This is a genomic window from Janthinobacterium sp. HH104 (assembly GCF_001758715.1).
GTDB classification, from domain to species: Bacteria; Pseudomonadota; Gammaproteobacteria; order Burkholderiales; family Burkholderiaceae_D; genus Janthinobacterium; species Janthinobacterium aestuarii.
In genome coordinates, this window is the sequence record NZ_LRIB01000013.1 from 120,961 (window position 1) to 143,015 (window position 22,055).

21 protein-coding genes are annotated in these 22,055 nt (G+C 64.4%); 13 read left to right on the forward strand and 8 right to left on the reverse strand.

The window, feature by feature from the left end:
• Nucleotides 1-19: 19 nt before the first annotated feature.
• From JAB6_RS01410 to JAB6_RS01455, 10 genes are all read left to right on the forward strand, one after another.
• Complete coding sequence (locus tag JAB6_RS01410; protein ID WP_070301102.1) at nucleotides 20-1,675, forward strand: mechanosensitive ion channel family protein; 1,656 nt, start codon at nucleotides 20-22, stop codon at nucleotides 1,673-1,675.
• Nucleotides 1,676-1,809: 134 nt separating this feature from the next.
• On the forward strand, nucleotides 1,810-2,436 hold the full coding sequence (locus tag JAB6_RS01415; protein ID WP_070301103.1) for an N-acetyltransferase: 627 nt from the start codon (nucleotides 1,810-1,812) through the stop codon (nucleotides 2,434-2,436).
• A 58-nt stretch (nucleotides 2,437-2,494) separates the two neighbouring features.
• Nucleotides 2,495-4,168 carry an amidohydrolase gene (locus tag JAB6_RS01420; protein ID WP_083292470.1) on the forward strand — a complete coding sequence of 558 codons (1,674 nt, stop codon included), beginning with the start codon at nucleotides 2,495-2,497 and terminating at the stop codon, nucleotides 4,166-4,168.
• A gap of 126 nt (nucleotides 4,169-4,294) precedes the next feature.
• Nucleotides 4,295-6,004: a urocanate hydratase gene (gene hutU, locus JAB6_RS01425; RefSeq protein ID WP_034746271.1), complete on the forward strand. Its 1,710-nt coding sequence runs from the start codon at nucleotides 4,295-4,297 to the stop codon at nucleotides 6,002-6,004.
• Between the two features lie 8 nt (nucleotides 6,005-6,012).
• Nucleotides 6,013-7,572, forward strand: a complete 1,560-nt coding sequence (gene hutH / locus JAB6_RS01430) for a histidine ammonia-lyase (protein WP_046684340.1) — start codon at nucleotides 6,013-6,015, stop codon at nucleotides 7,570-7,572.
• 20 nt (nucleotides 7,573-7,592) lie between these two features.
• Complete coding sequence (gene hutG, locus JAB6_RS01435) at nucleotides 7,593-8,381, forward strand: N-formylglutamate deformylase (RefSeq protein ID WP_070301105.1); 789 nt, start codon at nucleotides 7,593-7,595, stop codon at nucleotides 8,379-8,381.
• Between the two features lie 8 nt (nucleotides 8,382-8,389).
• Nucleotides 8,390-9,742, forward strand: a complete 1,353-nt coding sequence (locus JAB6_RS01440; RefSeq protein ID WP_254671411.1) for a formimidoylglutamate deiminase — start codon at nucleotides 8,390-8,392, stop codon at nucleotides 9,740-9,742.
• A complete protein-coding gene (locus JAB6_RS01445) occupies nucleotides 9,742-10,317 on the forward strand; it encodes a HutD family protein (RefSeq protein ID WP_034746284.1) in 576 nt (191 codons plus the stop codon). The genes JAB6_RS01440 and JAB6_RS01445 overlap by 1 nt, the downstream gene beginning before the upstream one ends.
• 13 nt (nucleotides 10,318-10,330) lie before the next feature.
• Complete coding sequence (gene hutI / locus JAB6_RS01450) at nucleotides 10,331-11,557, forward strand: imidazolonepropionase (RefSeq protein WP_070301107.1); 1,227 nt, start codon at nucleotides 10,331-10,333, stop codon at nucleotides 11,555-11,557.
• Nucleotides 11,558-11,638: 81 nt separating this feature from the next.
• Nucleotides 11,639-13,084, forward strand: coding sequence for a glycine betaine ABC transporter substrate-binding protein (locus tag JAB6_RS01455; protein WP_070301108.1), 1,446 nt, complete (start codon nucleotides 11,639-11,641; stop codon nucleotides 13,082-13,084).
• A gap of 11 nt (nucleotides 13,085-13,095) precedes the next feature.
• On the opposite strand, the gene JAB6_RS01460 is transcribed toward JAB6_RS01455, so the two are convergent.
• Nucleotides 13,096-13,275 (reverse strand): hypothetical protein, encoded by a 180-nt coding sequence (locus JAB6_RS01460; protein WP_034746290.1) that lies wholly within the window; start codon nucleotides 13,273-13,275, stop codon nucleotides 13,096-13,098.
• Nucleotides 13,276-13,496: 221 nt separating this feature from the next.
• On the opposite strand from JAB6_RS01460, the gene JAB6_RS29210 reads away from it, so the two are divergent.
• Complete coding sequence (locus tag JAB6_RS29210) at nucleotides 13,497-13,634, forward strand: hypothetical protein (RefSeq protein WP_161781466.1); 138 nt, start codon at nucleotides 13,497-13,499, stop codon at nucleotides 13,632-13,634.
• 225 nt (nucleotides 13,635-13,859) lie between these two features.
• On the opposite strand, the gene JAB6_RS01465 is transcribed toward JAB6_RS29210, so the two are convergent.
• The 4 genes from JAB6_RS01465 to JAB6_RS01480 form a co-directional block, all read right to left on the reverse strand.
• On the reverse strand, nucleotides 13,860-14,366 hold the full coding sequence (locus JAB6_RS01465; protein ID WP_070301109.1) for a GNAT family N-acetyltransferase: 507 nt from the start codon (nucleotides 14,364-14,366) through the stop codon (nucleotides 13,860-13,862).
• On the reverse strand, nucleotides 14,363-15,307 hold the full coding sequence (locus JAB6_RS01470) for a DMT family transporter (protein WP_070301110.1): 945 nt from the start codon (nucleotides 15,305-15,307) through the stop codon (nucleotides 14,363-14,365). The genes JAB6_RS01465 and JAB6_RS01470 overlap by 4 nt, the downstream gene beginning before the upstream one ends.
• A 318-nt stretch (nucleotides 15,308-15,625) precedes the next feature.
• A complete protein-coding gene (locus JAB6_RS01475) occupies nucleotides 15,626-16,075 on the reverse strand; it encodes a glycine zipper 2TM domain-containing protein (protein WP_034746298.1) in 450 nt (149 codons plus the stop codon).
• A 137-nt stretch (nucleotides 16,076-16,212) separates the two neighbouring features.
• On the reverse strand, nucleotides 16,213-16,641 hold the full coding sequence (locus JAB6_RS01480) for a DUF962 domain-containing protein (protein WP_070301111.1): 429 nt from the start codon (nucleotides 16,639-16,641) through the stop codon (nucleotides 16,213-16,215).
• Nucleotides 16,642-16,734: 93 nt separating this feature from the next.
• On the opposite strand from JAB6_RS01480, the gene JAB6_RS01485 reads away from it, so the two are divergent.
• Nucleotides 16,735-17,259, forward strand: a complete 525-nt coding sequence (locus JAB6_RS01485; RefSeq protein ID WP_083292471.1) for a DNA-deoxyinosine glycosylase — start codon at nucleotides 16,735-16,737, stop codon at nucleotides 17,257-17,259.
• 3 nt (nucleotides 17,260-17,262) lie between these two features.
• Here the strand turns inward: JAB6_RS01485 and JAB6_RS01490 are convergent, their stop codons facing one another.
• Both JAB6_RS01490 and JAB6_RS01495 read right to left on the reverse strand, forming a co-directional pair.
• A complete protein-coding gene (locus tag JAB6_RS01490; protein WP_070301112.1) occupies nucleotides 17,263-18,471 on the reverse strand; it encodes a hypothetical protein in 1,209 nt (402 codons plus the stop codon).
• A 107-nt stretch (nucleotides 18,472-18,578) separates the two neighbouring features.
• Nucleotides 18,579-19,445: an HDOD domain-containing protein gene (locus tag JAB6_RS01495; protein WP_034746307.1), complete on the reverse strand. Its 867-nt coding sequence runs from the start codon at nucleotides 19,443-19,445 to the stop codon at nucleotides 18,579-18,581.
• Nucleotides 19,446-19,734: 289 nt separating this feature from the next.
• On the opposite strand from JAB6_RS01495, the gene JAB6_RS01500 reads away from it, so the two are divergent.
• The gene (locus JAB6_RS01500) at nucleotides 19,735-20,313 is read left to right on the forward strand and encodes a DNA-3-methyladenine glycosylase (protein WP_070301113.1); all 579 of its coding nucleotides are present in this window, start codon (nucleotides 19,735-19,737) and stop codon (nucleotides 20,311-20,313) included.
• On the opposite strand, the gene JAB6_RS01505 is transcribed toward JAB6_RS01500, so the two are convergent.
• Entirely contained in the window at nucleotides 20,310-22,004 is a 1,695-nt protein-coding gene (locus JAB6_RS01505; protein ID WP_070301114.1) for a methyl-accepting chemotaxis protein, read from the reverse strand. The two genes, JAB6_RS01500 and JAB6_RS01505, sit on opposite strands and share 4 nt — an antisense overlap.
• Nucleotides 22,005-22,055: the final 51 nt, after the last annotated feature.

The window sequence follows — 22,055 nt, forward strand, 5'->3', positions numbered from 1 at the left end:
TCACTCTTTCATTTCCGCCATGTCCGCGTTGCTCCGCCTGTTGTGCCTGTTGACCATTTTCCTGCTGCCCGCAGCCCATGCGGACGATGGCGTGCCCGCGCTCGTTGCGGAGGCCGGGACCGTCGTGGCGCCATCGCAAACCGCAGCCAGGACGGCGCCGCTGATGTTCGCCAATCGCAAGGTATTTGTCTTTCGCGCCGCGCTGGCCGGCTATCCGCCCGATGAGCGGGCCATCGGAGCGCAGCGCCGCCTGGAAAGCGTGCTGGCAAAAAACGGCCCCTTGCAGGCGAGCACGCGCACGATTTCCGAAGGTACACAGGTGCTGCTCGATGGCGTGCAGCTGTTCGTCGTCGTGCCCGGCGACGTCAACCTGCTGGCCGGCGACACGACGGAAAGCGTGGCGAAAGCGGCGGCCGGCGAACTGAGCAAAGCCGTGTTTGACTATCGCGAGCAGAGCAGCTGGCGCTACCTGGCCATCGCCGCCGCCGTGTGCGCGGCCGCCACGCTTGTGTTCTGGCTGGTATGGATGGGCTTGACGCGCTTCTATCGCTGGGCCAAGCGCCGCAGCGGTATCCTGCTGGCCTCGCGCCTGCGCGACGTGCGCCTGAAGAATGTGCGCGTGCTCGATGCCGAACACTACATCGCCTTTGCGTATCAACTGCTGAGCGCCGTGCTGTGGGGCTTGCGTCTGATGGCCACGTATCTGTGGGCCGCCTTCGTGCTGGGCCGCTTGCCCTACACGCGTTCCTGGGGCGAAAGCCTGAACGGCTATCTGTTCGACGTGGCGGCCGACGTCTTCCACGCCATCATCGGCGCCTTGCCGGGGCTGGTGCTGGTGTGCGTGATCTTTGCCATCGCGCGCCTGATCGCCGCCACGGCCGCCTCGCTGTTCAAGCGCGTGGAAAGCGGAGAATTGCAAATCGGCTGGCTCGACAAGGACACGGCCCTGCCGACGCGCCGCATCGCTAGCGTGGTGATCTGGCTGTTCGCGCTGGCCATGGCGTATCCGTATCTGCCCGGCTCGCACACGGCGGCCTTCCAGGGCCTGTCCGTGCTGGTCGGCCTGATGGTGTCGATCGGCGCGTCGAGCATCGTGGGGCAGGGCGCCAGCGGCCTGATCCTGATGTACACGCGCGCCCTGCGCAAGGGTGAATATGTGCGCGTGGGCGACAGCGAAGGCACGGTGGTCGACGTGGGCATGTTCGAGACGCGCTTGCGCACGGGCCTGGGCGAAGAGGTCGCCTTGCCGAACGCGTGGGTGATGTCGCAAACGACAAAGAATTACTCGCGCGCCCAGCCCGGCGGCGGCTTCGTGCTCGACTCCACCGTCACCATCGGCTATGCCACGCCATGGCGGCAAGTGCACGCCATGCTGGAACTGGCGGCCTCGCGCACGCCGGAACTGTCCACTTCGCCAAAACCGTACGTGATGCAACTGGCCCTGCAAGACTATTATGTGCAATACCGTCTCGTTGCCTACGCCAGCGCCGAAGTCCCCCGCCAGCGCGCCGAAGTGCTGAACCGCTTGCACCAGAACATCATCGACGTCTTCAACGAGTTCGACGTGCAGATCACCTCGCCGCACTACATCGATGATCCGAAAGAATCGCAGGTGGTGCCGCCGGAGGAATGGTTCAGGGCGCCGGCGCAAAAGCCGGAGGACGGGGCCAGGTAAGGTCGCGTGACATGGTGCTCGGCCATGGTGCTCCACATGAAATACCAGTGCAGGCCTGTGGTGATATTGGCCAGGCGCAAGGCCTGCGCGCTTGCGCTAAGATGCCGGGCGTTTCCAAAAAAAGAAAGAGAACCATGTCCAGCCCATTTCCTGCCGAAACCTCCCGCACCGCCCGCAGCCTGGCCGCCGCCCTGATCGGCGACCCTTTCTACCGCACCGTCACGGTGGCGTGCGGCGAGGACGAAGCGGCGCGGCTGGCGATGCTGGAAGCGTACTTCGCGCTGGCGCTGGCCGAGGGGGAGCAAGCGGGCCGTGTAGACCTGGCCGGCGATGTGTGCAATGAGGTCGGCAATGGTGCCGCGATCTGGACGACGGACACGCCGACGGCCCTGCGCCAGGCTGCGTATGCGCAGCGCGAAGCAGCTTTGCGCGCGCTGCTGGGGGAGCGCGGCTTCGCCCATTTCACGGCCATCGTCGAGAATATGGAACACGCGCTGGCGCCGCATGGTCTGCAGGATGCGTGGTATCTGTCGATCGCCGGCATCGATCCCGCCGCACAGGGCCGGGGGCTGGGCGCATCCGTGCTGGCGCCAGGCCTGGCGGCCGTCGATGCGGCGGGCGCTGCGTGCTTTCTGGAGACGTATAACGAACGCAGCCTGCCGTTCTATGCCCGTCTGGGTTTCGTGGTGGCGGGGCGGTATGGGGAAGCCGTCACGGGCTGCGATTATTGGCTGATGCTGCGGCAACCCTCTGCTGCCTGATTGACCATTTTGCCAATTTCTATACACTCGTCTTTTCATTCAAGACTTGGAGATGGAAATGCCGATCCCGCGCCGCACCTTGCTCGTTCTCGCCTGCCTGGGCGCCCTGCCCCACGTTTCCGCCCACGCCGACACGGTCATCGACAACGCCAACGGCTACACGCTCGATGCAAACGGCAAGGTAGTGCGCTTCACGGCGCTGGCCTTTGACGATGCGGGCAAGCTGCTTGCCGTCGGCAGCGCCGCGCAGGTAAAACGCAAGGCGGCCAAGGGCGCGACCCACGTCGACGTGCAGGGAAAAACCGTGCTGCCTGGCCTGATCGACGCGCATGGCCACGTGTTCGGCCTGGGGACGATTGCCAGTGGCGTCATGCTGTACGGTTCCGCGTCGCTGGCGGCCGCCGTGCAGGCCGTGGGCGACTTCGCCAAGGTGCACCCCGAACGCAGCTGGGTCGTCGGCAATGGCTGGAATCAGGAAATATGGAAGCTGGGGCGCTTCCCCACGGCGGCGGAACTCGATGCGGCGGAAAGCGCGCGGCCCGTGTGGCTGCGCAGGGTCGATGGCCACGCGGGCTGGGCCAACAGCCGCGCGCTGGCGCTGGCCGGCATCACGCGCGATACGCCGGATCCTGCCGGCGGCAAGATTGAACGCGATGCACAGGGCAACGCCACCGGTGTGCTGGTCGACAGCGCCATGGACTTGATGGATGCCGTGCTGCCCAAGCCGGGCGACGTGGAAAACCGCGCCGCCCTCGATGGCGCGCTGGCGCAGCTGTCGCAAGTGGGCCTGACCAGCGTGCACGATGCGGGCATCGGCCAGATGCAGGACCGGCTGTTCCGCGACTATGCGGACCATGGCAAGCTGACGGTACGCGTGTACGGCATGATTGCCGATACGACGGAAGACTTCGACGCGCTGGCGAAAAATGGTCCCTTGACCAGCTATGCGCGCGATATGTACGCCTTGCGCGCCGTGAAACTGCTGTCCGACGGCGCCCTGGGCAGCCGCGGCGCTGCCTTGCTGGCGCCGTACAGCGACGATCCCTCTACCAGCGGCCTGCTGTTCTACCCGGACGCCGCCATGCGCGCGAAGATGGAAAAAGCCATGCGCGCCGGCTACCAGGTGAACGTGCACGCCATCGGCGACGCGGGCAACCATCAAATCCTCGACGGCTATGCAGCCTTGACCGCGCAATACCGCAGCGTGGGCCTGCGTCACCGCATGGAACACGCGCAGGTGGTGCAATTGAGCGACATCCCCCGTTTCAAGGCGCTGGGCATCGTGCCGTCGATGCAGCCGACGCACGCCACCTCGGACCAGAACATGGCGGAGCAGCGCGTGGGGCACGAGCGCATCAAGGGTGCGTATGCATGGCGCACCTTCCTCAAGCAAGGTTCGCGCATCGCCTGCGGATCGGACTTCCCCATCGAGTCGCCAAACCCGTTCGAGGGCATCCACGCGGCCGTCACGCGGCAAAACAGCGAAGGATTCCCGGCTGGCGGCTGGTACCCGCAGCAAGCCATGACGGTGACGGAAGCGCTGCGCTGTTTCACCCTCGACGCGGCGTGGGCGGCGCACCAGGAAAAGGTCATCGGCACCCTGGAAGCGGGAAAATGGGCGGACTTTATCGTCGTCGACCAGGACCTGTTCACCGTGGCTCCAGCGGCGATTGGCAAGACGCAGGTGCTGCAGACGTGGGTGGCGGGCAAGCGCGTGTTCGAGAAAAAATAAAGGCTGGGGTCAGACCCGCCGGGTCTGACCCCAAAGAAAACCTGTTGACTTGGTTGTATAGACAACCTATGCTGGGAGCACCAGAGCGGACCACGCATGTCCGCTCGCACCCTACGAGGAGACAGCATGAACAGCACAATGGACACCGATCCACGCTTTGATGCCAGCCGTACCATCCGCGCCCCGCGCGGCACGGTCATGGCTTGCAAGAGTTGGCAGGCCGAGGCGGCCTACCGCATGTTGCAAAATAATCTGGACCCGGAAGTGGCGGAAAATCCGCAGCATCTGGTCGTCTACGGCGGCATCGGCCGCGCCGCCCGCAACTGGGCCTGTTTCGACCAGATCCTCGCCTCGCTGCGCGAACTGGAAGACGACCAGACCTTGCTGATCCAGTCCGGCAAACCGGTGGGCGTGTTCCAGACCCACGCGGATGCGCCGCGCGTGCTGATCGCGAACTCCAACCTGGTGCCGAAATGGGCGAACTGGGAACACTTCAACGAACTCGATCGGCAAGGCCTGTTCATGTACGGCCAGATGACGGCCGGCAGCTGGATCTATATCGGCACGCAGGGCATCGTGCAAGGCACGTATGAAACCTTCGCAGAGGCGGGCCGCCAGCATTTCGGCGGCGACTGGGGCGGGCGCTGGATTCTGACGGCGGGCCTGGGCGGCATGGGCGGCGCGCAGCCGCTGGCCGCCACCATGGCGGGCGCTGTCTCGCTCAATATCGAATGCCAGCAAAGCAGCATCGACTTCCGTCTGCGCACGCGCTACCTGGACAAGCAGGCGGCCAGCCTGGACGAAGCCCTGGAACTGGTCAAATATCATACCGAACGCAAGGAAGCGATCTCCATTGGCCTCTTGGGCAACGCGGCCGAAGTGCTGCCGGAACTGGTGCGCCGCGCGAAAGCGGGCGGCCTGGTACCGGACCTGGTGACGGACCAGACGTCCGCGCATGACCTGGTCAACGGCTATCTGCCGCGCGGCTGGAGCGTGTCGGACTGGAAGGCGGCGCAGCAGGATCCGCAGCGCCATGCGCGCCTGACGGTGGCGGCCGCCGATTCCTGCGCCGCCCACGTGCAAGCCATGCTCGATTTCCACGCCATGGGCGTGCACACGGTCGACTATGGCAACAACATCCGCCAGGTGGCGTTCGACCAAGGTGTGCAGAACGCCTTCGATTTCCCCGGCTTCGTGCCCGCCTACATCCGCCCGCAATTTTGCGAAGGGCGCGGGCCGTTCCGCTGGGTGGCTCTGTCGGGCGACCCGGAAGACATCTATAAAACGGATGCGAAGATCAAGGAGCTGTTCCCGCACCACAAGCAGGTGCACCACTGGCTGGACATGGCGCGCGAGCGCATCGCCTTCCAGGGCCTGCCGGCGCGCATCTGCTGGCTGGGACTGGGCGAGCGCCACATCGCCGGCCTGGCCTTCAACGAGATGGTGCGCACGGGCGAGCTGAAGGCGCCCATCGTCATCGGCCGCGACCACCTCGATACGGGCTCCGTCGCCAGCCCGAACCGCGAGACGGAAAGCATGAAGGATGGCACGGACGCCGTCTCAGACTGGCCGCTGCTCAACGCCATGCTCAACACGGCCGGCGGCGCCACCTGGGTCTCGCTGCACCATGGCGGCGGCGTGGGAATGGGGTATTCTCAGCATGCGGGCATGGTCATCGTGGCCGACGGCACGGAAAGCGCGGCGAAACGCCTGGCTAGAGTGCTGGTCAACGACAGCGGCTCGGGCGTGATGCGCCATGCCGATGCCGGCTACGAAACAGCGGCCGCCTGCGCCAAGCGTAACAACCTGAACCTGCCGATGCTTAATACGAAGTGAAAGCAAACATGACACAGCACTCCAAAAGTTGGACCCTGAAACCGGGCGCGATGACCCTGGGCGACCTGCGCGCCGTGTGGGCCGCGCCCGCGAAACTGATCCTCGCCGCCGAGGCCTATCCCGTCATCGAAGCGTCGGCCGCCGCCGTGCAAGCCATCGTCGCCAAGGGCGATGCGGCCTACGGCATCAACACGGGTTTCGGCCTGCTGGCCAAGACGCGCATCCCCGATGAAAAGCTCGAGCAATTGCAGCGCAACCTGATCCTATCGCACTCGGTCGGCACGGGCGAACTGCTGTCGGACGCCGTCGTGCGTCTGATCATGCTGATGAAGATCGGCAGCCTGGCGCGCGGCTTTTCCGGCGTGCGCCCGCTGATCGTCGACACCCTGATCGCGCTGTACAACGCGGGCATCATGCCGGCCATTCCCGCCAAGGGTTCCGTCGGCGCCTCGGGCGACCTGGCGCCGCTGTCGCACATGACTTTGGCCATGCTGGGCGTGGGCGAGGTGCGCGTCAACGGCGAATTGATGGCGGCGCCCGAAGCGCTGGCGCAGGCGGGCATCGCGCCCGTCGTGCTGGCGGCGAAAGAGGGCCTGGCGCTGATCAACGGCACGCAGGTGTCGAACGCGCTGGCGCTGCATGGTCTGTTCATGGCCGAACGCCTGCTGGAAGCGGCCATGGTCACGGGCGCGCTGTCGCTCGATGCGGCCAAGGGGAGCGACTCGCCATTCGACGCGCGTGTGCATGCCGTGCGCGGACAGCCGGGGCAGATCCTGGCCGCGCAGATGTACCGCCAGCTGGTGGCGCACAGCGCCATTCGCGCCTCGCACCTGGAAGGCGACGAGCGCGTGCAGGACCCGTACAGCCTGCGCTGCCAGCCGCAAGTCATGGGCGCCTGCCTGGATCTGATCGGTAACGTGGGCCGCACCCTGCTGATCGAAGCCAATGCCGTCACGGACAATCCGCTGATCTTCCAGGATGGCCCGAACGGGCAGGCGGAGATCGTCTCGGGCGGGAATTTCCACGCCGAGCCGGTGGCCTTTGCGGCCGACACCCTGGCGCTGGCGATTGCTGAAATCGGCGCGCTGGCTGAGCGCCGCATCGCGCTGCTGATCGACGCCACGCTCTCCGGCCTGCCGCCCTTCCTCGTGCGCGACCCGGGCGTCAATTCCGGCTTCATGATCGCCCACGTGACGGCTGCCGCGCTGGCGTCGGAAAACAAGTCGCTCGCCCATCCGGCCAGCGTCGACAGCCTGCCCACTTCCGCCAACCAGGAAGACCACGTGAGCATGGCCACGTTCGCCGGGCGCCGCCTGGACGACATGGCGCACAACACGGCCGTCATCGTCGGCATCGAGCTGCTGGCCGCTGCGCAGGGTATCGATTTCCACCGTCCGCTGAAAACCTCGCCGCACCTCGAGCACGTGCATCAACAGCTGCGCCAGAAAGTGCCGTTCTTCGACGCCGACCGCTTCTTCGCGCCCGATATCGAAGCGGCCAAGCAGATGGTGCTGCAGGGTGAGTTGAGCAGCAAGTGCAAGAATTTGTTCGCCCCGCTGTACGCCTGAGCGGGCGCAAGGAGACAAGCATGGATTTCCGCTTCAACGAAGGCAGCATTCCGCTGCTCGTGTCGATGCCCCACGTGGGCACCGACATACCGGACGATATCGCTGCGCGCATGACGCCCCAGGCCCTGGTCAAGGCCGATACGGACTGGCATCTGCGCGAGCTGTATGGCTTTTTGCAGCAGATGGATGCGTCCGTGCTGTCGGCGCGCTGGTCGCGCTACACCATCGATTTGAACCGCCCGCAGGAAGACACGAATCTGTATCCGGGCCAGGATACGACGGGCTTGCTGCCCAACGATACCTTCCACCGCGAGCCGCTGTACCTGGCCGGCAAGGAACCCGATGCGGCCGATGTGCAGCGCCGGCTGCAGCGCTACTGGGCGCCGTATCACGCGCAGCTGCGCGCGGAACTGGACCGGCTGCTGCGCGTGCACGGCGCCGTGGTGCTGTGGGATGCCCATTCCATCGCCTCGCATGTGCCGCGCTTCTTTGACGGCAAGCTGCCCGACCTGAACTTCGGCACGGCCGATGGGGCCAGCTGCGATGGGGGCCTGACGTCGGCCGTGGTCGATATCGCGCGCGCGCAGGATCAATTTACGGTCGCGCTGAATGGCCGCTTCAAGGGCGGCCACATCACGCGCCATTACGGCCAGCCGGACAGCCGCATGCATGCGATCCAGCTGGAGATGTGCCAGTGCCTGTACATGGACGAGGCGGCGCCCTTTGGCTACCGGCCCGACCTGGCGGCACAGGTACAGCCGCTGCTGCGCCAGATGATGGAAGCGGCCGTGGCGTGGGTGGGGCGTTGAGCGGCTGCTTGTTTGCGCGCCACGCGCTGCTGCCGCAAGGCTGGCGCCGCGACGTGCTGCTGGAATGGGATGCGGCCGGCGATCTGACGGCGGTGGCGGACAACGCCGCGCCGCCGCCCGGCGCGGAAGTGGCCGAATACGTCTTGCCCGGCATGGTCAACCTGCATTCGCATGCGTTCCAGCGGGCGCTGGGCGGCATGACGGAAGTCGCCGGTGATGGTTTGGACAGCTTCTGGACCTGGCGCGAGCTGATGTACCGCTTCGCGCACCACATCACACCGCAGCAGATGGAAACCATCGCCGCGCAGCTGTTTGCCGAATGCCTGCGCCATGGCTACACGGCCGTCTGTGAATTTCACTACCTGCAGCGCGATGCGGCCGGCGCGCTGTATGCGCGCCCTGCGGAAACGGCGGAACGGGTACTGGCCGCGGCGCGCCTCAGCGGCATCGGCGTGACCATGCTGCCCGTGCTGTACAGCCATGCGGGTTTCGGCGCACAGCCCCTCAAACCTGAGCAGGCGCGCTTTCGCACCGGTGCGGATGACGTGCTGCGCATCGTCGAAGCGCTGGCGCCGCAGCGTGGCGGGCAGGTGGAGGTGGGCTTTGCGCCCCATTCCCTGCGCGCGGCCGGCGTGGCGCAGATCCGTGAAGTGGCGCAAGCGCTGCCCGCGGACCGCCCCATTCACATCCACATCGCCGAGCAGCAGGGCGAAGTGCGCCAGAGTCTCGATGTCACCGGCCTGCGCCCGGTGCAGTATTTGTACGATCAGATCGACGTCGATGCGCGCTGGTGCCTCGTGCATGCCACGCATGTGCAGCCGGATGAAGTGGCGCTGATGGCGGCCAGCGGCGCCGTGGCAGGCCTGTGCCCGACGACGGAAGCGAACCTGGGCGACGGCCTGTTCCCGCTGGCCGAATTCATCGCCGCCGGCGGGCGTTTCGGCGTCGGCAGCGACAGCCACGTGTCGCAGTCGCCCGTGGAGGAATTGCGCTGGCTCGAATATGGCCAGCGCTTGCAGCGCCAGCAGCGCAATGTGGCCGCCACGCCGGATCAACGCCATGTGGGCGACTATCTGTGGCAAACGGCCTTGCGGGGCGGCGCGCAGGCGGCCGGGCGCAAGCTCGGTGCGCTGGCACCGGGCTGCCGCGCCGACTTGCTGGTGCTCGACGACGCGCATGTGAACCTGTGCGGCGTGGCCATCGCCGATGTGCTGGGCAGCGTACTTTTCTGCGGCAACGACAACCTGGTACGCGACGTGCTGTGCGGCGGCCAGTGGCAGGTGCGCGATGGGCGCCACGTGGCGCAGGACGCCATCGCCGCCTCCTACAAGCGCACTCTGGCGCAACTGAGGGCACTCTGATGGCAACCTTCATCCCGCAGGAATACCTGCGCGCCGCGCCGTGGAAAAACGGCGGCGGCAGCACGACGGAAATTGCGATTGCTCCCCCTGGTGCCGGCTTCGACGATTTCGACTGGCGCATCAGCCTGGCGACGATCACGGCCAGCGGGCCATTTTCCAGCTTTCCCGGTATCGACCGCAGTCTGATGCTGGTCGATGGCGACAGTGTGCAGCTGACGCTCGATGGCGCGCGCAAGGTGACCTTGAGCGCGGCGCAACCGATGCTGTGGTTTCCCGGCGAAGCGGCCGTGGTTGCGCAGGTCAAGGGGCCGACGACGGATTTCAATGTGATGACGCGGCGCGACCGCTGCCGCCACCAGCTGGAAAAAATCACGGCGCCGGGCAAGCTGGCGCGGCGCAGCGCGGCGACCCTGCTGTTCGTCGCCGGCGAAGGCCACGTGCTGGCACGCGGTGGCGAGCAGCAGTTCGCGCTGGCTCGCCATGACGCGCTGCTGCTCGACGCCGACGATGCGCCGGACTGGCGGCTCGACGCCTTGCAGCGCACGGCCGTGTTCCGCGTCGACCTGTTCATCTAGGAAGGAAACCGCCATGCAAGACTGGGATATGGTCATCCACAACGTCCACCTGGCCACGATGGAGCATGGCTATGGCGAGCTGCTCGACGCGGCCATCGCCGTCAAGGATGGCCGCATCGCGTGGTTCGGCCCCGGCGACGAGCTGCCGGCCAGCGGCGCAGTGCTGCACGACGGCCAGGGCTGCTGGCTGACGCCCGGGCTGATCGACTGCCATACGCACATCGTCCACGCGGGCAACCGCAGCGACGAATTCGAGGCGCGCCTGAATGGCGCCAGCTATGAAGACATCAGCCGCGCCGGCGGCGGCATCATGTCCACCGTGCGCGCCACGCGCGCGGCCAGCGATGACGAATTGCTGCGCCAAAGCCTGCCCCGTGTGCTGGCGCTGCTGGCCGAGGGCGTGACGACCCTGGAGATCAAGTCCGGCTACGGTCTTGACGCGGACAGCGAGGCGAAGATGCTGCGCGTGGCGCGCAGGATAGGGGAACAGCTGCCGGTCACTGTGCGCACCACCTTCCTCGGCGCGCACGCGCTGCCGCCCGAATATGCGGGCCGCGCCGACTCTTATATCGAACTGCTGTGCGCGCGGATGCTGCCCCAGCTGGCGGGCGCTGGACTGGTCGACGCCGTCGACGCGTTTTGCGAGCGCATCGGCTTTACGCCGGCGCAAACGCAGCGCATGTTTGACGCGGCGCAGGCGCTGGGGCTACCCGTCAAATTGCATGCGGAGCAGTTGTCGGACCTGGGCGGCGCGGCGCTGGTGGCCCGTTACGATGGCCTGTCGGCCGACCACCTGGAATTCCTCTCGGAAGAGGGCGTCGCCGCCATGGCGCAACACGGCACGGTGGCCGTGCTGCTGCCGGGCGCGTATTACTTTTTGCGTGAGACGCAGCCGCCGCCTGTCGCGGCCTTGCGCGCGGCCGGCGTGCCGATGGCCGTGTCCACCGATTGCAACCCGGGCACGTCGCCGATGACGTCCCTGCTGCTGGCGATGAACATGGCGTGCACCTTGTGGCGCTTGACGCCGCAGGAAGCACTGGCCGGCTGCACGATCCATGCGGCGCGCGCGCTGGGCTTGCAGGATCGGACGGGCAGTCTGGTGGTGGGCAAGCGCGCCGATTTCGCCCTGTGGCGCATCGCGCGCCCGGCCGACCTGGCGTATGCGCTGGGCCTGAACCCGTGCGCGGGTGTGGTGCATGGCGGTGTCTGGCGCGCGCCGGTGGTAAGCTTGCCGGATTGATCATCCGCCCTGGAGCGCCGCGTGCGTGTTGTTTACTCGTTGTCTTCCCTGCTGTTGTTGCTTGTTTTTGGCGCCGCGCCCATGTCCTCCCTTGCCCAGGATGGCGGCACCCTGAAGGTGGGTTCGAAGCGCTTTACGGAATCGTACATCCTCGGCGAAATCCTCCAGCAGAGCGCCGCGCCGCACGTCAAGGCGGAGCACCGCCAGGGCCTGGGCAACACGGCCATCGTGCTCGCCGCGCTGCAGGCGGGCAGCATCGACGTGTATGCCGAATACATGGGCACCATCGGCAGCGAAATCCTCAAGCACGATAAAGCCATCGATCTGGCGCAGATGCGGCGCGAGCTGGCGGCGCTGGGCCTGGGCGTGGCCGTGCCGCTGGGCTTTAACAATACCTATGCGCTGGCCGTGCGCAGCGACGAAAAATCGATTGCCAGCCTGGCGCAGCTGGCCCAATACCCGGCCCTGACATTCGGCCTGTCGCATGAATTCATCGGCCGTGTCGATGGCTGGCCGGGCCTAGCCGCCCGCTATGGCTTGCCGCAGCGCCCGCGCGGCCTCGATCACGGCATCGCCTATGAAGCGCTGGCGCAGCGCCAGGTGGACGTGATCGATATTTACTCGACGGATGCGAAGATCCGCCAGTACGGCCTGCGCGTGCTGGCCGACACGCAGCAGTACTTTCCCCGCTACGACGCCATGCTGTTGTACCGGCTTGACGTGCCGCAGCGCTTTCCCGCAGCATGGCAGGCGTTGCAAGGGTTGCAGGGACGTATCAGCGAGAGCGACATGATCGCCATGAATGCGGCCGTGGAAATCGATGGCAAGCGTTTTTCCGAGGTGGCGCGGCAGTGGCTGGCTTCCGGCACGCAGGCGAACAAGCCAGCCGCTGCGCGCGGCAAGCTGCTCGATAAAATCATCGGCGACGATCTGTGGACCCTGACGCGCCAGCATCTGACCCTGGTATTGTTGTCTGTGGCTTTGGCATGTCTGATCGGTATTCCGCTGGGCGTGCTGGCGGCGTTTTCGGCGCCGCTGCGCCAGACGGTGCTGGCCTTCGTCGGCGTGCTGCAGACGGTGCCCTCGCTGGCCCTGCTGGCGATATTGATCCCCTTGCTGGGCATGATCGGCACCGTGCCGGCGCTGGTGGCGCTATTCGTGTACGCGTTGCTGCCCATCGTGCGCAACACGTGCACGGGCATCTTGCAGGTGCCGCAAGGTTTGCGCATGGCGGCGCTGGCGCTGGGCTTGAGCAAGCGCGACCGCCTGCTGCACGTGGACTTGCCGCTGGCCTTGCCCGTGATGCTGGCGGGCGTGAAAACGGCGGCCGTGATGAGCGTGGGCACGGCCACCATCGCCGCCTTCATCGGTGCGGGCGGCTACGGCGAACGCATCACCATCGGCCTGGCGCTCAATGACAACGACATGCTGCTGGCCGGCGCGATCCCCGCAGCCGTGCTGGCCCTGCTGACGCAGGGCTTGTTCGAGCTGGTGGAGCGCTGGGCCGTTGCCGGCCGGCAGCGCTGACGGCATCACGGTTACAGCGAGTGCAGTTTCGAGCGCACCGAGACGACGGCCTGGTGCAGGATGCGTTCGGCCTGGAAGTCGTTTTCGCGCTGTTCGGCGATGGCTTGCAAGTCGCGCGTGTAGCGCTCCAGGCGGGAGCGCAGGTAGGCGCGGTAGATTTTCATGACGAGCGGTTTGGCAGAAACATTCATGATGTGGCTCCCGTATGCGATTCGTTCATTGATTCGTTCATTGTGTGTGAGCGCATTGCCGCCATTTTGCGTCGCATCAAACCCCAGCGTGCCGTCACTTTGGCGCGTTTGATCTTCCGCAATGTCTCCCAGGCCGAAGATGCCACACTGAATTTTCCCTGCTCGCCTGGTCATCATCAGCCGCAGGCCTGATTCCTTCAAGCATACTCAAGGAGCGTCGCATGGTCATTTTTGCCGTGGTTGCTGGCTGCATCGCCTGCCTGACAGTGTACCAAATCTATAAAAAATCGCAGGGTGGCAGTGGGGTTGCGCAACAACATATCGGCTTGCACGGCACATTGATTGAGCCACGGAAATAATCAGTGGCATCCGAGCGACACTGGGTGACACTTGGTTAGCGGATTTAAGTCAAATGTAAGGCCCGGTAAGCAAATGTAAAGGTCTGCGCCATCGCAAGCGGCAGCGTTTATATTGATAACCGTTGATTGCATTCTCCCCCTCCCACTTGACAATGGGTTCTGCCCCGCGGTGCCGCTAGCCCGCGGGGATTTTTTTTGGAACTTACGCTTACAGTTCCCCTCCAATCAGGCAAGCTTTGGAGTGCCCGCCGACAACTGCGTCAAGGCATCGCCAGCGACCCTGCAGATGCGCCAGTCCGGCATCACGTCCGCACCCATGCCCTTGTAGAAGTTGATCGCGTTTTCATTCCAGTCCAGCACCGACCATTCGAAGCGGCCGCAATCGCGTTCGACGGCCAGTTGCGCCAGCGCCACCAGCATCTGCTTGCCATAGCCTTTGCCGCGCACCGATTGCTTCACGTACAGGTCTTCCAGGTACAAGCCCTTGCGGCACAGGAAGGTGGAAAAATTATGGAAGAACAGGGCGAACGTCACGACTGCACCATTTTCCTCGCCGACCAGCGCTTCGCACGCGGGATGGGCGCCGAACAGGCTGTCGTGCAGCATCGATTCCTTGGCGATCATCATGTGTTCGAGTTTTTCAAACACGGCCAGTTCATGGATCATGCCGAAGATGGCGGCCACGTCGGATGCTGTTGCGGGGCGGATGGCGAGGGAGGAGGAGGTGCTCATGTTGCCTTTGCTGATGGAGTGGTGGAAAGGGAAGCGATGGTACTCGTCTTGCGCGCGCCCGACGTCAAGGCCCAGGCCACGCTGGACAGGCACAGCACCATGCCCGCCCATTCGATGGCGGCAGGCCGGTAGTGTTCGAACTGCACCGACAGCAGCACGGAAATGACGGGCGTGACGACGCCGATATACACGGTCTTTTGCGTGCCGATGCGGGCGATTAACGTGAAATACGCGCTGAATGCGATCACCGAACCGAAGATGGCCAGGTACACCAATCCCATCCAGTAACTGGGGCGCGTCGGCAACTGCCAGGACTGGCCCGTGACGATGGCCCAGGCGGCCACCATCAAGGTGCCCCACAACATGGTCCAGGCCATGGTCAGCATCACGTTGCCCGAATGTTCGCGCACTTTCATGACGAGGGCGTTGCCTGCCGTGCTCGACACGGTTGCGACCAGCGCCAGGATAAAGCCCAGCAGGAAATGGCCATTGCCGCCGCCCAGAATATCTTGCAGCGCCGCGCCGATGGACTGGTAAAACAGCAGCACGATGCCGCAGATGGCGACGAATGCCGCGCAGCAGGTGCTCCAGGTGATCGGTGTGCCGAAGGCGATGCGGTTGAGCAACGGCGTCCAGAACACCATCAGCGCAAACAGCACGCTGACGAGGGCCGACACCAGATACTGTTCGGAACTATACGTGCACACATAGCTGAGTGCAAACGAGGCCAGTCCCTGTAGCAACATCCATTTTTGCGCGCGCCAGGGCAGGCGCAAGCGGTCGCCGCGCACGGCGCACCAGGCAAACAGGGTGGCGGACGCGAGGCCGAAGCGGTAGACCACGGAAACGGCGGGGGCGACATCGCCCAGCTGCAAGGTGATGGCCCAGAAAGTGGAGCCCCAGATCAGGCAGGCAATGATGAACAGGATAGGAGATGACATCGCGCAAGTATACGGGCATCGCGCGGGGATGGCGAGTGCGGTCGAGTTTGCTCAATGTGGCGTCAGGAGACAGCCAGGATTGAGCCAGCGCAGTGCTTCTGGAAAATGTTGAATTTATGAAAATATTTACTTTATTATCAAGTAAATATTTTCCCGATTGCATCTTTGAAGGGGACCGCCATGCCAGCCTCACTGCAGATCAAAGTATGGAGCGTGCTTGTGTATGTCGTCGTGACGGCGGTGATTGCCATCTGGCTGCACCCTTCAGTCTTGCTCGCTGCCGGCGCATTCGGCTGAGCGCGTGCGCCGGCAAGCGGATCAGTGCGTGACGCGGGTCTTGCGGCCGTCCGACAGCAGGCGCACACGCTCGCCCGGGCGGAACAGCTCGTCGGCGTCTTGCACGATGGCGCGCATGTCGCCATTGTCCAGGCGCACGGTGATTTCCAGGCCGGCCTTGTTCGAGGCATTCGCTTCGATGCTCTTGCCGGCCATGCCGCCAGCGACGGCACCGAGGATGCTGGCCGCGATGGCGCCCTTGCCGCCACCGACTGTCGAGCCGGCCACGCCGCCCAGCGCCGCGCCAGCCAGCACGCCTGTGCCCGTTTCGCCCTTGTCGATGGTTACCTGGCGCACGGATTCAACCGTGCCCATGCGAACCGATTGTTCGTTCTGCGCCTGGCGCGCATTGTAGACATTTGCCGAATTCGGTTGTACGGCGCAGCCGGCCAGGGTGGCGAGCAATGCCACTGCAATAATTGGTGCTTTCATGTGGGACTCCCTTGGACAAAAGTTGGTTGCCGATTGCGTCGACCGGCAGATGATGACTTATCATAAGGACACTTGCCTCAGATAACTAGTTGCGAATAGTAAAAATCTGTTACTGCTTTCGCATAACCGCTTGCCGCTCAATACGCCAGCCGCAGGCGCCGGTACAAAAATCCCAGCACAAACAGCGGCCCCACCAGTAAAAAGCGCAAGTCGTCGAGGAACGACGGTTTCTTGCCTTCGATCTGGTGGCCGATGAACTGGCCTATCCAGGCCAGCACGAACAGCGCCAGCGACACGGGCAGGATGGTCAGCGGTGGCATGAGCAACAGCAGACCCAGCATGGCAGCCAGCATCGCCAGCATGCCCACCGCAAACGGGCGCGACAGCTTGTAATAATAGTATAAGGCGAGAATACTGCCGAGCAGCGCCACGCTGGGATGCACGCTCCACAGCAGCCCCAGCAAGCTGAAAACGATCAGCGGCACGCACACGATGTGCACCCGTTCATTGACGTGGTTGCGGTGGCTTTCGCCATACTGGGCCAGCAGGGTGTCGATGGTGCGCATGGGCGGTCTCGTGGGCAGGAAGGTTGTGCGGGGATTCTACACCGTCGCGTGGCCGGGTAAAATGGTCCTTCGTTTTCCCTTCCGGACCGTCCATTGAATAGCCCAGTTATCCTGCCAGAGCAAGCCGCAGATGCGCGCAAGCGCTGCTTCGATCCCGTCGTCGACGCCAACACGCGCTTGCTGATACTGGGCAGCCTGCCCGGCGAAAAATCGCTGGCGCACAGCCAGTACTATGCGCATCCGCAAAACAAGTTCTGGATGCTGCTGGGCGAGGTGCTGGGCGTGGGTTTGAAAAGCCAGCCCTATGAGGAACGTCTGGCGACCTTGCTGGCGCACGGCGTGGGCTTGTGGGACGTGGTGGCGCAGGCGCAGCGTGCGGGCAGCCTGGACAGCAATATCCGTGCGCGCGACGATAACGACCTCGTGGCCCTGGCCGCCAGCCTGCCGCAGTTGCACACGATCGCCTTCAACGGCGGCACGGCGGCAAAGCTGGGTATCAAGGTGCTGGGCGAACACGCGCAGCGCTACCGCATCGTCAGCTTGCCGTCGAGCAGCCCCGCCTACACCTTGGCATATGGCGCCAAGTTGCTGCAGTGGAAAACACTTCAGCCCTTGTAAAGCTTATGCTGGCGCGTACGGCTGCGCTTCCAGCGGCTGTCCCTTGGCATCGAATTTCAGCGCCACGGACAGTTGCGTCACGCCGATGGTGGCCAGTGCGTCGCAGATGTCGTCGACTTCGTCCTGCAAGTCGGCGGCCAGGTCCAGCGGCTTGTCGGCGCTGTGCAATAGTTGGCCGTTCGCCGTGCTGACATTGACGCGCAACAGCATTTCGCCATGTTCATCGGCCGGGCCGACGACCACCGAGACGTCGCCGGCGTCTACCTTGTTTTCCGCCAGTGCATGGTTGATGCCGGACATCATCTGCAGCATCGCGTACTCGCTCATGCCTTGTTCCTTGCCGCCGTGGAACATATCCTGGTAGAGGAAGCTCACTTCCAGGGGGCTGCCGGCCGGCGCCAGGCAACGCTTGACGAGTTCGCCCACTTCCGTCGTCCACTGCTGGTAGCGGGCCATGCGCGCATCGAACCAGGCGTCGAGCGCCGCTTCGTCCTTCGGTTCCGCATAGAACGGATCGTCCACGCGTTTCAAGGCAAAGCCCAGCAGGAAGCGCAGTTCGACGGCCGTGTCCTGCGGGCCGAAGGCCGTTTCGCTCCAGCCGACGATGCTGCTTTCCAGGCCCGGCGTGGCGACGATCTTCTTGTCCGTCATCGAGCTATACGCATCGCGCACCATCTCGTGCAAATGGCTGTAGGTGATGCGGTCGATTTCATCGAGGTCGTAGGCATGGCTCATCAGGACCACCTTGGCCTTGGCGCTTTCCAGTTCTGCCTGTTGGAAACTTTTCACCAGCGCTTCAAAAGCGTCCTGGTCCTGGAAACTGTCCGCTTCCTTCAGGCCGCCCGTGCTTTGCACCAGCAGGGGCACGACGAAGGCGTTGATTTCCATGGCCGGGGCATTGTCGCGGCGGATCACGGAAATAGATGCCGCTTCCTCGATGTGGCTGCGCAGGTACTGGTAGGCGCCCACGTCTTCGTACTTGGCGCGCTCGATGGCGTCGTACAGGATTTCATCCTTCTTTTGATTCAAGGCCTTGCGGATCAGGCGGCCGAACTCGACGGCTTGCTCGGCCAGCACCGTGCCCTGCGATTCGCTGTCTTCCTGCTCCGCCAGGTTCAGGGCCATCGTGCACAGCATGCGCGTGACGGACTCATCCTTGTCTTCAGGCGTGTTGGCGGATTTACGGGGGACAGGGCGCTTATTTTTGGGCATGGCGATCAACAGGTTAAGAAATACGGGTCAGGCAAACGGAAACGGGCGCCATGGCTCAGGCCAGGCGCCGGGACAGATCATACAGGCGGACGCGGCCGCCTGATACCTCAATGGTCGGTATCGAACATCTCGTGCAGTTCGTCGAGCAGGTCGGCGGCTTCTTCCTGCGACAGGCCAAGATGCTGGCAGGCAAGTTCGCCGCCCTTGTCCCACTCGAGCGAGGTACTGTTGCCATGGTAGCGCTGAATACCCTTTTCGGCCAGCAGCGACAGGGCGACGAGCGAGCGGATGGCGTCGTCCGTGGACGGGTCGGCCAGCACCGTGTAGTCGTGGTGGTGCAAAATCGCCCAGGAGACGTCGGAGGACAGGCCCCAGTTGCGCGCCAGCAAGCAGCCGATGGCCGCGTGGTTGGTCTGGTGGCGCGCGTCTTCCAGTGCCGTAAAGCAATTGTGCGCATCGTTGGCCGCCGCCGCGTACGTGTTGACGTAGTCGGGGAAGCGGTTCATCAGCAGGGGCACGCCGATGTCGCAGAACAGGCCGAAGGTGTGGGCGATGTCGGGCGGGGCGATGCGCAGCTTGCGCGAAGTAAATACCAGGGCGCGCGCGCGCTTGGCCGACACATCCCAGAAGTTGGTCAGTTCCACGCCTTCCGCTTCCAGTGCCTGGCGTGCCAGCAAGCCCGTCATCATGGCGCTGCACTGGTTGATCCCAAGAAAGTTGATGCCTTGCTCTACGGACTTGGCCTTGCGCGCGGCGCCATAGAATGGCGAGTTGGCCAATTTCAGCAGGGCACCGGACATGCCGACGTCATCGGCGATGATGCGCGCGATGCGGCGCGGCGACGGGTCTTGTTCCGCCAGTTCGCGCTGCAAGTCGACCAGCAGGCTGGGACGCGGCGGGATACGGATGGAACGCATCAGGGCGTCAACCGGATCTTCCTGCACTACCTGCTTTTGCGCTGCCGCTCTCATCATCACGCTTTCATCATCATTTTTGTGCCCGGTGCTTATTCTGTGCGCGCTGCCGCTGCCCGCTGCATGAGCGTCTGGCGCAGTGCCCGACGATTATCGCTGTTTATGCACGGCAATAGTTCATCTCTGCAATATTTTGTCGCAAAAATCCCCGTTTTGGCCTGCTCCAGCTGCGATTTTCGTCATTTTACGACGCTGCCCATCGCGATATTTGTGATGGAAAGGTCAAGTTTTATTTGTTTTCAAGACGAAGCGAGGCGTGTGGCGCGATGCGCGGCGGTACAATTGCCCGATGAAAAAAATCCTCGCGGGTATCGATTTTGCGGACGATTCCAGCAGCGTGGCGCGCCAGCTGATCGGCGTGACCGTGCTGGTCGACGGCGTGGGCGGGCGCATCGTGGAAACGGAAGCGTATGACCGGCTGGACCCGGCCTCGCACACGTATGGCGGCATGACGCCACGCAATGCGGCCATGTTCGGCCCGCCCGCGCACGCCTATGTCTACCGCTCGTACGGCATCCACTGGTGCCTGAACTTTGTGTGCCGCGAAGCGGGCCATGGCGCGGGCGTGCTGATCCGCGCCATCGAGCCGCTCGTGGGACTCGATGTCATGCGCGAGCGGCGCGGCGTCGAGGATGCGCGGCTGCTGTGCTCGGGGCCGGGCAAGGTGTGCCAGGCGCTCGGTGTCACGCATATGCATAACCGGCTGGCGCTCGATGCGCCGCCATTCATGCTACTGGCGCGCGAGGAAGAGGTGACGGTACACGCTGGCCAGCGCATCGGTATTTCCAAGGCGATGGAGACGCCGTGGCGTTTCGTGCTGGCCGGTTCGCCTCACTTGAGCAAACCGATGCGCGCGCCGGCCAGCTAGCTGCGCCGGCGCTGTGGCGTCGTGTTTGCGCCGTGCAAGCCGGGCATGCCGCGTAGCGGGCTATGCAGTGCCCGCCGCTCCTGCAGCGCACTGGCCGGATGCCGGAACGCTTCCTCGTTCGGCGAGGCGGGCTGCGCGGGCGCCAGCGGGTCGAGGGTGAACACGGCCACGGCCGCCGACAATTTGACGGCCTGGTCCTGCAAACTGGCAGCCGCTGCCGCCGCCTGCTCCACGAGGGCCGCATTTTGCTGGGTGACGTCATCCATTTGCGTGACGGCCTGATTCACTTCCGTGATGCCGGACGCCTGCTCCGCGCTCGCTTCTTTCACGCGCTGGATGATTTCATTGACTTGCTGCACCGAGGCCACGATGGCGCCCATGCTGTCGCCCGCTTGCTGCACGGCCACGCTGCCGCCATCGATGGTGGTGACCGAGGTGGCGATCAGGGTCTTGATTTCCCTGGCGGCCTGGGCCGAGCGCTGCGCCAGGGTGCGCACTTCGGACGCCACGACGGCAAAGCCGCGGCCCTGTTCTCCTGCGCGCGCCGCTTCCACCGCCGCGTTCAGCGCGAGGATATTGGTCTGGAAGGAAATGCCGTCGATCACGCCGATAATATCCACGATCTGGCGCGAATTGGCGCGTATCGTCGCCATCGTCGTTACCGCCTGCTGCATCGATGCGCCCCCTTGCACGGCCAGGGTCGAGGCTTGTCCCGCCAGCTCGCAGGCCAGCTGGGCGTTGTCTGCGTTGTCATTGACGGCTTGCGTCAGTGCCTCCATGGCGCTCGACGTTTCTTCCAGCGAACTGGCTTGCATTTCCGTGCGCGCCGATAAGTCCAGATTGCCGGTGGCAATTTCACGCGAGGCCGTGTCGATCGATTGCACGGCGTCCATGATGGTGCGCAAGGTCTGATTCAGGTGGGCGATGGTCTGGTCCAGCACGCGCGACGTGGCGGCGATTTCGTCATTGCCCTGCTTGGGCGCGCCCGCCATCAGCTTGCCCGCCGCCAGGTCTTGCACGGCGTCGGCAATGCCGCGGATTTCCGCCAGCATGGCGCGCCGCACCAGCATGGTCACGACGATGGAAACAAGGATCGACAGCAGCACCGTCAGCAGCAAGCTCCAGCCCAGGCTGCGGAACTCGGCGCTGGCCGTCGCATGGGCCTCGCTGCTGAGGCTTGTTTCCAGGGCCGACAGTTGCGCCAGCTGGGTGTTGAGCTGGACGAATTGGGTTTCCGCCTTGAGCATGGAATTGGTGGCGATCGACTGGTCCATCTGCGCCATTTCCATGGTTTCCAGCACGGCCTTGCGATAGCCGGCCAGCGCCGTGATGGCCGCATCGACCAGGGCGCGCTCGGCACCCGTGGCCGTGGCGCGCAGCGTGGCCAGCTGGGCGCCGATGGCCGCGTGGCGCGCCTTGATCTGTTGCTCCAATGTATCGAGGCGGGCCTTGGCAAAGCTGCCATTCGTCCACGACAGCAACTGGTACATATTGCCGTGCACCTGCTTGGCCTCTCCTAGTACGTCGGCGGCCGCCTTCAAATGCGTGATGCGTACCCGCACCATGTTTTCCAACGAGGCATTTTGCCGCACCATGCCATACCAGGCGCCGCTCGAGCTGAGTATCAGCAGCAGCAAGACCAGGGTGGGCGCCAGCAATAATTTTGGTCCGATGCGTAATTGATTGAGCATGCTTGACTCCTGGCGATGGCTGTTCCAACCGCAGGCGGCGCACGGCGTGCG

Bases quoted from the DNA above. Each gene is read 5' to 3' on its own strand.
- JAB6_RS01465 (WP_070301109.1), bottom strand. From the start codon at position 14,366: ATGAGCACCTCCTCCTCCCTCGCCATCCGCCCCGCAACAGCATCCGAC.
- JAB6_RS01500 (WP_070301113.1), top strand. From the start codon at position 19,735: ATGAAAAAAATCCTCGCGGGTATCGATTTTGCGGACGATTCCAGCAGC.
- hutI (WP_070301107.1), top strand. From the start codon at position 10,331: ATGCAAGACTGGGATATGGTCATCCACAACGTCCACCTGGCCACGATG.
- JAB6_RS01415 (WP_070301103.1), top strand. From the start codon at position 1,810: ATGTCCAGCCCATTTCCTGCCGAAACCTCCCGCACCGCCCGCAGCCTG.
- JAB6_RS01505 (WP_070301114.1), bottom strand. From the start codon at position 22,004: ATGCTCAATCAATTACGCATCGGACCAAAATTATTGCTGGCGCCCACC.
- hutH (WP_046684340.1), top strand. From the start codon at position 6,013: ATGACACAGCACTCCAAAAGTTGGACCCTGAAACCGGGCGCGATGACC.
- JAB6_RS29210 (WP_161781466.1), top strand. From the start codon at position 13,497: ATGGTCATTTTTGCCGTGGTTGCTGGCTGCATCGCCTGCCTGACAGTG.
- hutU (WP_034746271.1), top strand. From the start codon at position 4,295: ATGAACAGCACAATGGACACCGATCCACGCTTTGATGCCAGCCGTACC.
- JAB6_RS01470 (WP_070301110.1), bottom strand. From the start codon at position 15,307: ATGTCATCTCCTATCCTGTTCATCATTGCCTGCCTGATCTGGGGCTCC.
- JAB6_RS01495 (WP_034746307.1), bottom strand. From the start codon at position 19,445: ATGATGAGAGCGGCAGCGCAAAAGCAGGTAGTGCAGGAAGATCCGGTT.
- hutG (WP_070301105.1), top strand. From the start codon at position 7,593: ATGGATTTCCGCTTCAACGAAGGCAGCATTCCGCTGCTCGTGTCGATG.
- JAB6_RS01480 (WP_070301111.1), bottom strand. From the start codon at position 16,641: ATGCGCACCATCGACACCCTGCTGGCCCAGTATGGCGAAAGCCACCGC.
- JAB6_RS01490 (WP_070301112.1), bottom strand. From the start codon at position 18,471: ATGCCCAAAAATAAGCGCCCTGTCCCCCGTAAATCCGCCAACACGCCT.
- JAB6_RS01410 (WP_070301102.1), top strand. From the start codon at position 20: ATGTCCGCGTTGCTCCGCCTGTTGTGCCTGTTGACCATTTTCCTGCTG.
- JAB6_RS01455 (WP_070301108.1), top strand. From the start codon at position 11,639: ATGTCCTCCCTTGCCCAGGATGGCGGCACCCTGAAGGTGGGTTCGAAG.
- JAB6_RS01475 (WP_034746298.1), bottom strand. From the start codon at position 16,075: ATGAAAGCACCAATTATTGCAGTGGCATTGCTCGCCACCCTGGCCGGC.
- JAB6_RS01460 (WP_034746290.1), bottom strand. From the start codon at position 13,275: ATGAATGTTTCTGCCAAACCGCTCGTCATGAAAATCTACCGCGCCTAC.
- JAB6_RS01420 (WP_083292470.1), top strand. From the start codon at position 2,495: ATGCCGATCCCGCGCCGCACCTTGCTCGTTCTCGCCTGCCTGGGCGCC.
- JAB6_RS01445 (WP_034746284.1), top strand. From the start codon at position 9,742: ATGGCAACCTTCATCCCGCAGGAATACCTGCGCGCCGCGCCGTGGAAA.